This window comes from Acidovorax sp. HMWF029 (assembly GCF_003060895.1).
In the GTDB taxonomy this organism is placed as follows: domain Bacteria; phylum Pseudomonadota; class Gammaproteobacteria; order Burkholderiales; family Burkholderiaceae_C; genus Acidovorax.
Genome location: NZ_QAIH01000139.1, coordinates 1 through 11,491, shown reverse-complemented (window position 1 = coordinate 11,491; position 11,491 = coordinate 1). Strand labels below are relative to the sequence as shown.

At 60.2% G+C, this 11,491-nt stretch carries 11 protein-coding genes; 6 read left to right on the top strand and 5 right to left on the bottom strand.

What is annotated here, in order from left to right; translation table 11 throughout:
- Positions 1–177 precede the first annotated feature (177 nt).
- Positions 178–636 carry a DUF3619 family protein gene (locus tag DBR12_RS09620; RefSeq protein WP_108617037.1) on the bottom strand — a complete coding sequence of 153 codons (459 nt, stop codon included), beginning with the start codon at positions 634–636 and terminating at the stop codon, positions 178–180.
- Positions 633–1,202: an RNA polymerase sigma factor gene (locus DBR12_RS09615; protein WP_108617036.1), complete on the bottom strand. Its 570-nt coding sequence runs from the start codon at positions 1,200–1,202 to the stop codon at positions 633–635. The genes DBR12_RS09620 and DBR12_RS09615 overlap by 4 nt, the downstream gene beginning before the upstream one ends.
- A gap of 291 nt (positions 1,203–1,493) precedes the next feature.
- Here DBR12_RS09615 and DBR12_RS09610 point away from each other — a divergent pair, with 291 nt between their 5' ends.
- The 6 genes from DBR12_RS09610 to DBR12_RS09585 all read left to right on the top strand — a co-directional run bounded on the left by DBR12_RS09610 (position 1,494) and on the right by DBR12_RS09585 (position 8,984).
- Entirely contained in the window at positions 1,494–3,287 is a 1,794-nt protein-coding gene (locus tag DBR12_RS09610; protein WP_108617035.1) for an acetolactate synthase 3 catalytic subunit, read from the top strand.
- A gap of 145 nt (positions 3,288–3,432) precedes the next feature.
- The gene (gene ilvN, locus DBR12_RS09605; RefSeq protein ID WP_015013659.1) at positions 3,433–3,924 is read left to right on the top strand and encodes an acetolactate synthase small subunit; all 492 of its coding nucleotides are present in this window, start codon (positions 3,433–3,435) and stop codon (positions 3,922–3,924) included.
- Between the two features lie 61 nt (positions 3,925–3,985).
- On the top strand, positions 3,986–5,002 hold the full coding sequence (ilvC, locus tag DBR12_RS09600) for a ketol-acid reductoisomerase (RefSeq protein WP_108617034.1): 1,017 nt from the start codon (positions 3,986–3,988) through the stop codon (positions 5,000–5,002).
- A gap of 195 nt (positions 5,003–5,197) precedes the next feature.
- A complete protein-coding gene (gene pssA, locus DBR12_RS09595) occupies positions 5,198–6,031 on the top strand; it encodes a CDP-diacylglycerol--serine O-phosphatidyltransferase (RefSeq protein ID WP_108617033.1) in 834 nt (277 codons plus the stop codon).
- A gap of 209 nt (positions 6,032–6,240) precedes the next feature.
- The gene (locus DBR12_RS09590) at positions 6,241–7,779 is read left to right on the top strand and encodes a 2-isopropylmalate synthase (protein WP_108617032.1); all 1,539 of its coding nucleotides are present in this window, start codon (positions 6,241–6,243) and stop codon (positions 7,777–7,779) included.
- Positions 7,780–7,895: 116 nt separating this feature from the next.
- Complete coding sequence (locus DBR12_RS09585; protein WP_108617031.1) at positions 7,896–8,984, top strand: serine hydrolase; 1,089 nt, start codon at positions 7,896–7,898, stop codon at positions 8,982–8,984.
- Between the two features lie 168 nt (positions 8,985–9,152).
- Here the strand turns inward: DBR12_RS09585 and DBR12_RS09580 are convergent, their stop codons facing one another.
- The 3 genes from DBR12_RS09580 to aat form a co-directional block, all read right to left on the bottom strand.
- Positions 9,153–9,980, bottom strand: coding sequence for an IclR family transcriptional regulator (locus DBR12_RS09580; protein ID WP_108617030.1), 828 nt, complete (start codon positions 9,978–9,980; stop codon positions 9,153–9,155).
- 56 nt (positions 9,981–10,036) lie between these two features.
- On the bottom strand, positions 10,037–10,795 hold the full coding sequence (locus DBR12_RS09575) for an arginyltransferase (protein ID WP_108617029.1): 759 nt from the start codon (positions 10,793–10,795) through the stop codon (positions 10,037–10,039).
- Positions 10,792–11,491, bottom strand: a 700-nt coding sequence (gene aat, locus DBR12_RS09570; RefSeq protein WP_108617028.1) for a leucyl/phenylalanyl-tRNA--protein transferase, incomplete at its 5' end; no start/stop codon positions are given. The genes aat and DBR12_RS09575, both read right to left, overlap by 4 nt.

Here is an 11,491-nt window from a genome sequence, read left to right as displayed (position 1 = left end):
CTACTGCGGCTTCAGCACCGGCGGGCAGCAGCGTCCCGGGGGCCATGCGCATCTGCATCCACACCTGGCCACTGATTGCAACGAAAGCGCCCAGAAGCGCCAAAGCCAGCACAAAGGCTGGCAAAGGGGCGGGGGCGTCAGGGGGGCGTGGGTGCATGCAGTCCTGGTTCAGCAGGTTCAATTGGGCTGCGCTGAGGTCTTGAGGAATTGTACGAAGCCTGGGTCTGCGTAAGCCGCCGGTGGCAGGTCATCAGTCAGCAGAGCTGCATCCACTTCGGCCACATCGCTGGCGCTGCGTTCGTCCTGGGCGGCATTGATGACCACGAGGCCCACAACCAATGCAAGCAGGGGAACGGCCGAGACCAGGGCGTTCCACCAGCCGCCGCCCTCGCTGCCGCGGCCCAAGGAGGCCGTGTGGCCAGCACCCACCACCACGGTGGCCGACGCTGTGCTTCGCACGGGGGCGGTCACCTTGCGTTTGGCCAGTGCTTGCATGCGCGAGGCGCGCAGACGCTCGGAAATATCGTAAGGCAGTTCAGCCGTGCCGCTGGAGAGGCGAGCCGTCACGCGCAGCGCAAAACGCTCGGCAGCTGCTTCGGCAGAGGTCGTTGGGGGCTGAGTGGTGTTGTTCTTCATGGCTCGATTCCTTTGGCCTTCAGTGCCTTGCTGAGGGTTTGTATGGCGCGAAAGCAGTGTGTTTTTACGCTGCCTTCCGAGCAGCCCATGGCAGCTGCCGTTTCTGCTACATCCATTTCTTCCCAGTAACGCATGAGGAAGGCTTCCCGTTGACGTGGTGGCAGTTCGGCAATTTCAGCTTCGATACCGTGAAAGATCTGGGCCCTGCGGGTGAGGTCTTCCGCGCTTTCGGCTTTATCGCCATCGTCCGGGCCGGAGTAGGCCTCAAGTAGATCAAAATCCATGCCATCTTCACCCGGGCCTTCGAAGTCGCTCATGCTCGAAAACAGTGCGTTGCGTGTTTTCTGGCGTCGGAACCAGTCCAGCGTGCAGTTGGACAGGATGCGCTGGTACAGCATGGGCAGTTCTGCCGCAGGTTTATCCCCGTAGTGTTCGGCCAGCTTGAGCATGCTGTCCTGCACGATGTCTAGTGCCGCTTCCTCATTGCGAACATGGTAGAGCGAGCGCTTGAAGGCGCGCTTTTCTACACTTTTGAGGAATTCGGAGAGTTCTTGTTCGGTGGCCAAGACGGGGCGGTCCGGGGTGGGCGGTGCACAAGACGCTGTGAATTGTGGCTGTCTGGCACCGTAAAACCGATGATTATCGCATCCGCAGGGGTTTTTTTCGGCTGTGTTGGGTTTTGAGTGTGTTGCAGTGCGATAATTGGTGTTGCAATTCAAAAGGCAAACGGGTCACGGTCCGGCGGGCAATCATCCCGCCCATGTCCTTGGCCTCAAGTTCCAAGCTGGCTTCACAAGAGCGCGTGCGAGGAGCACCCAAGGTTTTTCGTCAGAGAAATTCACAAAGGTTGATCGATCATGGAAATCTCCAAGGCTGAAATCTCTTCAGCAGCCGCTGCTTCGCAGGGCAACACTCCCCCCGCTTCCGCTGCTCAAGACCTCATGGGGTCTGAGATTCTCATCAAGGCGCTTCAGGCTGAGAATGTTCAGTACATCTGGGGCTATCCTGGTGGTGCTGTCCTGTACATCTACGACGCGCTTTACAAGCAAGACACCATCCAGCATGTGCTGGTGCGCCATGAGCAGGCTGCTGTTCATGCCGCCGATGGCTATGCCCGTGCGACTGGCGAAGTCGGTGTGGCGCTGGTGACTTCAGGTCCTGGCCTGACCAATGCCGTGACCGGCATTGCCACCGCCTACATGGATTCGATCCCCATGGTGATCATTTCTGGCCAGGTGCCTACGCCCGCCATTGGGCTTGATGCCTTCCAGGAGTGCGACACGGTCGGGATCACCCGCCCCATCGTCAAGCACAATTTCCTCGTCAAGGACCCGCGCGATCTGGCCGCGACGATGAAAAAGGCCTTCCACATTGCCCGCACCGGCCGCCCTGGCCCCGTGGTGGTGGATGTGCCCAAGGACGTCTCCTTCAAGAAGGTGCCCTACACCGGCTACCCGCAAACGGTTGAAATGCGCTCGTACAACCCCGTGCGCAAGGGCCACGGTGGTCAGATCCGCAAGGCGCTGCAACTGCTGCTGGCGGCCAAGCGTCCCTATATCTATACCGGCGGTGGTGTGCTGCTGGGCAATGCCACCAATGAGCTGCGCACGCTGGTGGATATGCTGGGCTACCCGGTCACCAACACGCTGATGGGCCTGGGCGCCTACCCTGCGTCGGACCGCAAGTTTCTGGGCATGCTGGGCATGCACGGCACCATAGAAGCCAACAACGCCATGCAGAACTGCGATGTGCTGCTGGCTGTGGGCGCGCGCTTTGACGATCGTGTGATCGGCAACCCCAAGCACTTCGCCCAGAATGATCGCAAGATCATCCATATCGATATCGATCCGTCGAGCATCTCCAAGCGCGTGAAGGTGGATATTCCTATCGTCGGCGACGTGAAGGATGTGCTCACCGAGCTGATCTCCATGATCCGCGAGAGCAGCACCCGCCCCGATGCGGGCGCCCTGGCCGCCTGGTGGGACACTATCGAAGGCTGGCGCAAGCGCGAATGCCTGAAGTACGACATGGGTGGCCCCGACGTCATCAAGCCTCAGTACGTGGTCGAGACGCTGTGGAACATGACCAAGGATGCGGACACCTACATCACGTCCGATGTGGGCCAGCACCAGATGTGGGCTGCGCAGTATTACCGCTTTGACGAGCCGCGCCGCTGGATCAATTCCGGCGGTCTGGGCACCATGGGCGTGGGCATCCCCTACGCCATGGGCATCAAGCTGGCCAAGCCGCAATCCGAGGTGTTCTGCATCACCGGCGAAGGCTCGGTGCAGATGAATATCCAGGAACTGTCCACCTGCCTGCAGTACAACACGCCGATCAAGATCTGCTCGCTCAACAACCGTTACCTGGGCATGGTGCGCCAGTGGCAGGAGATTGAATATTCCGGCCGCTACAGCCACAGCTACATGGATGCGCTGCCCAACTTCGTGAAGCTGGCCGAGGCCTATGGCCATGTGGGGCTGTTGATTGAGCACCCCAAGGATGTCGAGCCCGCACTGCGCGAAGCGCGCAAGCTCAAGGACCGCACCGTGTTCCTGGACTTCCGGACCGACCCCACCGAGAACGTGTTCCCGATGGTGCAGGCTGGCAAGGGCATTACCGAGATGCTCCTGGGGTCGGAAGACCTTTAAGAAGCAAAATCGGCCTTCTGCGCCTGCCTATCATGCGCGGGTAGCTATTGATTTGATAGCTACTATTTTTTGACGAATCTATTGCCTGCCGAGCCTGCGCATTACCGTGCGCGGGGGAGGGCAGCGAAAAGAGGAATCTGGTCTTATGAAACACATCATTGCTGTCTTGCTGGAAAACGAGCCCGGTGCTCTTTCCCGCGTCGTGGGCCTGTTCTCGGCCCGTGGTTACAACATCGAGTCGCTCACCGTGGCGCCCACCGAGGATGCATCGCTCTCGCGCATGACCATCCAGACTACGGGCTCCGATGACGTGATCGAGCAGATCACCAAGCACCTGAACCGCCTCATCGAAGTGGTCAAGGTGGTTGATCTCACCGAAGGCGCCTACACCGAGCGCGAGCTCATGATGGTGAAGGTGCGCGCCGTGGGCAAGGAGCGCGAGGAGATGAAGCGCATGGCCGATATCTTCCGCGGCCGCATCATCGACGTGACCGAGAAGAGCTACACCATTGAGCTGACGGGCGACCAGTCCAAGAACGACGCCTTCCTGCAAGCCATCGACCGCACGGCCATCCTGGAAACCGTGCGCACGGGCGCCAGCGGCATCGGCCGGGGCGAGCGCATTTTGCGCGTGTAAGAAAATTCACCCCCGTTTTCCCCATTTCAACCCCAACAACGCATTTCAACCGGAGCGACCCATGAAAGTTTTCTACGACAAAGACACCGACCTGAGCCTGATCAAGGGCAAGACCGTCGCCATCATCGGCTACGGCAGCCAAGGCCACGCCCACGCACAAAACCTGAACGACAGCGGCGTGAAGGTGGTGGTCGGTCTGCGCAAGGGCGGTGCATCGTGGGATAAGGTTGGCAAAGCTGGCCTCACCGTGATGGAAGTGAACGACGCCGTGAAGGCCGCTGACGTGGTCATGATCTTGCTGCCCGATGAAGACATCGCAGCCGTGTACAAGAACAACGTCGAACCCAACATCAAACAAGGCGCATCGCTGGCCTTTGCCCACGGTTTCAACGTGCACTACAACCAGGTCGTGCCCCGCGCTGATCTGGACGTGTGGATGGTCGCCCCCAAGGCCCCAGGCCACACTGTTCGCAACACGTACACCCAAGGCGGCGGCGTGCCCCACCTGGTCGCTGTGCACCAGGACAAGTCCGGCAAGGCCCGTGACCTGGCCCTGAGCTACGCTGCTGCCAACGGCGGCGGCAAGGCCGGCATCATCGAGACCAATTTCAAGGAAGAAACCGAGACCGACCTGTTCGGCGAACAAGCCGTGCTGTGTGGCGGTGCCGTCGAGCTGATCAAGATGGGTTACGAGACCCTGGTCGAAGCCGGTTATGCCCCTGAGATGGCCTACTTCGAGTGCCTGCACGAGCTCAAGTTGATCGTGGACCTGATCTACGAAGGCGGCATTGCCAACATGAACTACTCGATCTCGAACAACGCCGAATACGGCGAGTATGTGACCGGTCCTGAGGTGATCAACGAGCAGTCGCGCGCCGCCATGCGCAATGCCCTGAAGCGCATCCAGAACGGTGACTACGCCAAGATGTTCATCCAGGAAGGTCGCCTGAATTACCCATCGATGACGGCCCGCCGCCGCAACACGGCCGACCACAGCATCGAGAAGGTGGGTGGCCAACTGCGCGCAATGATGCCCTGGATCGCCAAAAACAAGCTGGTCGACCAGACCCGCAACTGATGATTCGTTACTGACGCATCACAAGGCCACTTCGGTGGCCTTTTTTGTTGCCAAGTGCGCCGCTGGGCAGGCGCTACACTGCGGCCTTCGCTTTTTGAACGCGTGTGGCTGCCTTTGGGCGCTGCGGGCCTGTGCGAAGAACTACAAATTTAATAGCAGCTTGCGCTTGATGGGCGGGCGCTGGAGGTATTTTTGATGCATGACGGCAATGAGTCCACCGACAATCCTGGTGTGATGGTGCGCAAACGGCGCAAGGGCATTTACATCCTGCCCAACCTGTTCACGCTGGCCGCTTTGTTCGGAGGGTTCTATTCCATCGTCATGGCCATGAATGGCCGTTTCGACATGGCCGCCGTGGGGGTGTTCTGCGCCATGGTGCTCGACAGCCTGGATGGGCGTGTCGCCCGCATGACCAATACGCAAAGCGCGTTCGGCGAGCAGATGGATTCGCTGTCTGACATGGTGTCGTTTGGTGCTGCGCCCGCGCTGATTGCTTACGAGTGGTCTTTGCAAGGCCTGGGGCGCTGGGGCTGGATTGCAGCCTTTGTGTACTGCGCCTGTGCGGCCTTGCGGCTAGCGCGCTTCAATGTGAATACGGGGGTGGTGGACAAGCGTTACTTCCAGGGCCTGCCTTCCCCTGCTGCCGCTGCCTTGGTCGCAGGTTTCATCTGGCTGATGACAGAGTTGGGTGTACGCCCTGGCGAGGATTCTTGGCTCACCTGGTCGCAGATCACCTGGGTGATGTTTGCTTTCACGCTGTACTCGGGGCTCACCATGGTGACCAACGTGCCGTTCTACAGCTTCAAGGACGTCCAGATGAAAAAGAGCGTGCCCTTCGCCGTCATCGTGCTGATTGCGCTGGGCATTGCCATCATCAACATCCATCCGCCCATCGTGTTGTTTGGTGTGTTCGTTTTTTATGGCCTTTCTGGCTACGCCGTGTACGCCTGGCGCAAGGCCAAGGGGCAGCACAGCAGTGTGATCAGCACCTCCACAGACGAACCGGACGAACGCGGACTGCACAAGTGACAGCCGCTTTCAGAGCGCAGTTGTGCTACATTGCGCTGTATGAACATGTTTGCTCTCGCTCTACTGCTACCTCCCCACGGGCGGAGACAGTAGGCGCACGCGCACACTTTTTCCACAAAGGCCCGTATGCACCCGCAACGGGCCTTTTGTTTTGGGCGCCAGAATTTTGACGTTGCGGGCCCCCCACCCACCGATACCAGGAGAACAACATGGCTGACAAACTGATCATTTTCGACACCACCTTGCGCGATGGCGAGCAGTCGCCCGGCGCTTCTATGACCAAGGACGAAAAGCTGCGCATCGCTCGCCAGCTCGAGCGCCTGAAGGTGGATGTGATCGAAGCCGGTTTCGCCGCCAGCTCCAACGGTGATTTCGAAGCGGTGCAGGCCATCGCCAACGCGATCAAGGACTCGACCATCTGCTCGTTGTCGCGTGCCAATGACCGCGATATTTCGCGGGCGGCTGAAGCCCTCCGGGGTGCCAACAGTGCGCGCATCCATACGTTTATCGCTACCAGCGCGCTGCACATGGAAAAGAAGCTGCGCATGACCCCTGAGCAGGTGCTGGAGCAGGCCAAGCAGTCTGTGCGTTTTGCGCGCAACCTCGTGGCCGACATCGAGTTCAGCCCTGAAGACGGTTATCGCAGCGACCCAGACTTTCTCTGCCGCGTGCTCGAAGCGGTGATCGCCGAAGGTGCCACCACCATCAACGTGCCCGACACGGTGGGCTATGCCGTGCCTGAGCTGTATGGCAACTTCATCAAGACCCTGCGCGAGCGCATCCCCAACAGCGATAAGGCCATCTGGTCGGTGCATTGCCACAACGACCTGGGCATGGCCGTGGCCAACTCGCTCGCCGGCGTGAAGATCGGCGGCGCGCGCCAGGTGGAGTGCACGATCAACGGTCTGGGAGAGCGTGCAGGTAACTGCTCGCTCGAAGAAATCGTGATGGCTGTGAAGACCCGCAAGGATTATTTCGGACTGGATCTGGGAATCGACACGCAGCACATCGTGGCTGCCAGCCGCATGGTGAGCCAGACCACTGGTTTTGTGGTGCAGCCCAACAAGGCTGTGGTGGGGGCAAATGCTTTTGCCCACGCCAGTGGCATCCACCAGGACGGTGTGCTCAAGGCCCGCGACACCTACGAGATCATGCGCGCCGAGGACGTGGGCTGGTCGGCCAACAAGATCGTGCTGGGCAAGCTGAGCGGCCGTAACGCCTTTAAGCAGCGCCTGCAGGAGTTGGGCGTGCAACTCGATAGTGAAACCGAGATCAATGTGGCATTTGCCAAGTTCAAGGAGTTGGCAGACCGCAAGAGCGAGATTTTTGACGAGGATATCCTGGCCTTGGTCAGCGACGAGAGCGTGACGGCCGAGAAGGAGCAGTACGGGTTTGTCTCGTTGTTCCAGCAAAGCGAAACCGGCGAGCAGCCCCGTGCGCGCATTGTGTTCACTGTCGATGGGCAGGAGGTGCGTGGCGAGTCCGAAGGCAACGGCCCGGTGGATGCTTCGCTCAAGGCCATCGAGGCACATGTGAAGAGCGGCGCCGAGATGGTGCTCTACTCGGTGAATGCGATCAGCGGTTCGACCGAGAGCCAGGGGGAGGTCACCGTGCGCCTGCAGAACAGCGGCCGGGTGGTGAATGGTGTGGGGGCAGACCCTGATATCGTGGTTGCATCCGCTAAGGCTTATCTGAGTGCTTTGAACAAGTTACAAAGTAAAGCCGACCGGGTGGCCGCGCAGGGCTGAGTGACCGACTTATAATTTCACTCACTTTCTGGGAAAGTCGCGCAAGATATTGATCTTGCGCGACTTTTTTTGATTCTGTACACTGCTCAACACTTCTTACCGTTTGGAGCACTTTGATGCACCATCGCCACCGCTCTGCAGTGACTCGTTTTTTCCAGTTTCTGGGCTTTGCCGTTGTGAGTGTGGCCCTTGCCAGCCCCCTCGTGCATGCGGGCGAACAAAAAAAAGCCGTCTCCAAAAAGCAGCAGGTGAGTTCGGCAAATGCCAAGCGTGCCGTGGCACCGCGCAAGGCGGCAGCCAGCACCAATGCCAATGCCAAGGCCGTGCGGGTGACTGCCAAGACGGCGAAAGCGCCCACCCGCGTGGCTTTTGTGCCGGCGAAGCAGTCGTTTGGTCAGATTGCGGGACTGCATGAAGTCAACGATCCGCTGGATCTCAAATCCAGCGTGGCGCTTGTGATGGACCAGGACACGCACGAGGTCCTGCTCAGTAAAAACGACCATGCGGTGCTTCCGATTGCTTCATTGACCAAGCTCATGACGGGCATGCTCATTTCCCAGGCCAAATTGCCCATGGATGAGCCCCTGACAATTACCCAGGATGATGTGGATACCGAAAAGGGCAGCCGCTCGCGCCTGATGGTCGGGACTACGCTGACCCGGGGCGAAATGCTGCATCTGGCGCTCATGTCCAGCGAGAACCGGGCTGCCCATGCTTTAGGCCGGACCTACCCGGGTGGGCTGGAAGTTTTTGTCGCCCAGATGAATGCCAAAGCCCGCCTGCTGGGGATGACCGACACGCGATATGTCGAGCCCACCGGGCTTTCCAGTCGCAATCAGTCCAGTGCCCGCGACCTGGCAACTCTGGTAAATGTTGCGCATGGCGACCCGCTGTTGCGTGAACTCTCCACCTCGCCAGGCTATGAGGTGGCTGTGGGGCGCAAAACCCTGCAATACAACAACACCAATGGGCTTGTGAAGAACCCGACCTGGGAGATTGGCCTGCAGAAGACCGGCTACATCTCGGAAGCCGGGCGTTGCCTGGTCATGCAGGCCCAGGTGGCCGGGCGCAAACTGATCATGGTGTTCCTGGATTCGGCGGGCAAGTTTAGCCGTCTGGGCGATGCCGAGCGGGTGCGCCAGTGGGTGGAATCCACGCCGACGCTGGCTGCGCCTTTGCACTCCGCTCGGGGTAGCAACGGCTGACAGGCTTGATCGCCTCAGGGCATAAAAAACACCCGACTGGCAAATCGCAGTCGGGTGTTTTGCTTTTTGGATTTGATCGCCCGCACGCAGCGCTGCCGATTGGTGGCGCGGTGTGCTTTGGGTGTCTGCGGATTGCCGCAGTAGAAACCAGCGAAAGGCGCGCGGAGGTTAGCGAAAGTCGCCCTGGCTGTGTGCTGGTATGTCGTGGCTGGAGTCGGTGGTGGACACGTGGCCCAGGGCCAGGGATATTTCGTTGGCGGTGGCCTGCAGCTTGGGCATCCAGCCCTCGTCGAGCCGATCTGCGGGGGCTGAAATTGACAGTCCGGCCACAAGCTTCCCTTGATCGTCATAGACCCCTGCAGCCATGCAGCGCACACCCAGTTCCAGCTCTTCGTTGTCGCGGGCAATTCCATACTGGCGGGCTTTGGCCAGCTCGCGCTCCAGTACTGGCAATTGGGTGATGCTGTTGCGCGTGTGGCCTGCCAGGCCCGTGCGTGTGGCGTACGCGCGAACGCGTTGGGGATCGTCTAGCGCCAGGAACAGTTTGCCGGTGGAGGTGAGGTGCAAGGGCGCCCGGCCCCCGATGGCGCGTACGACCTGCATGCCTGAACGTTCACTATAGGCGCGCTCGACGTACACGATCTCGTCCCCCTGCCGCATGCTCAAGTTGACCGGTTGCTGGATCAGCTTGTGCAGGTTGCGCATTGGGGTCAGGGCGGCATCGCGCACGCTCAGGCGCGCTTTGACGAGGTTGCCCAGCTCCAACAGTCGCATGCCCAGCCGGTAGCTGCCTGATTCCGGCCGGTCCACAAACCGGCCAATGGTCAGGTCGTTCAGGATGCGGTGGGTCGTAGACGGGTGCAGCCCCGTCTTTTCGCTGATTTCCTTCAGTGAGATTGCGTCTTCACGGGAGGCCAGCACGTCGATCAGCGTAAACATGCGCTCCAGCACTTGAACGCTGGGTTTGACGGGAATGCTGGGATCGATTTTTTTCATGGGCGGCAGTGAAGCAAAAGCCGCTGCATCTTACCTTGTGAAATGTTGCCGGGTGTTCAGGCGCCGTGAGGTGGTGCCGCATGCATGCGATGCCACTGGCCCTCCGTGCGGATTTCGTGGGGATGAAAACGGGCCTTGTAGTTCATTTTTGGGCTGGCTTCAATCCAGTAGCCTAGGTACACATGAGGCAGCCCCAGCGAGCGCGCTTGCTCGATCTGCCAAAGGACGTTGTAGGTCCCGTAGCTACAGTGGGGCTCGGGCTCGTAGAAGGTGTATACCGCCGACAGGCCGTCATCGAGCACATCGAGGATGGAGACCATCTTCAGGGCGCCGGGCTCTCCTGACGCGTCGGTCTCTCGAAACTCCACCAGCCGCGAGTTGACGCGGCTTTGCAGAAGGAACTGGGTGTATTGGTCAATGCTGTCCTGATCCATGCCGCCGCCCGCATGGCGACCGTTCTGGTATCGCAGGTAGAGCTGGTAGTGCTCGGGCATAAAACACAGGCGCAACACCCGGGCCTGCAATCCAGCGTGGCGGGTCGCAGCACGCCTTTGGCTGCGATCTGGTTTGAACTCGTGGGCCAGTACCCGGAGAGGTGTGCATGCCTGGCAGCCATCGCAATACGGCCGGTAGGTGAACATGCCGCTGCGGCGAAACCCTTTGGCGACCAGGTCGGAATACAGGTCGCTCTGGATAAGGTGACTGGGCGTGGCGACCTGCGATCGTGCCTGCCTGTCCGGCAGATAGCTGCAGGGGTAGGGGGCGGTCGCATAGAACTGCAGGGTCTGCAGCGGGAGGTCGTTGAGTTGCGTCATGCCATGGGGGTCTTGGTGGGCAGCAGCTCGTTCCAGTATACGGGGTCAAACGCCCAGGGGATGGCGGGTTGATTGCGGGCCCTTTCGACATGTAGCAGGAATTCGGAGCGGGGGATCTCTCGTCCGCCGAGAAAGGCCAGATGCTCGGTGTTTTGCTGGCAATCGATCAGGCCGATGCCCTGGTGGCGACACAGCGCCACCAGGGCCGAAAGGGCAATTTTTGATGCATCGGTGGCATGGGCAAACATGGATTCGCCAAACACTGCTTGGCCGAGCGCTACGCAATACAGGCCGCCGACCAGTTCGCCATGGACCCAGGTCTCGATACTGTGGGCATGGCCTGCGGCATGAAGTCGGGTATAGGCCTCGACCATCTCAGGCACGATCCAGGTTCCTGCCTGGCCCTCGCGCTCCTTGGTGGCGCAAGCGGTGATGACCTGTTTGAATGCATGGTCCACGCGGATTTCGCAATGCGTCTGGGCGCGGAAGGCCTGCAGCGCCTTGCGCAGTGAGCGGTGCAGTCGAAACTCGGAGACCGGCAGCACCATGCGCGGGTCTGGCGCCCACCACAGGATGGGCTGCCCGGGGCCATACCAGGGGAAGGTGCCTTGCGCGTATGCGGCGCACAAGTGCGCTACATCCAGTGCGCCTCCGGCGGCCAGCAGGCCGGGGGCGGGGTCTTCAGGGCCCCAGGCC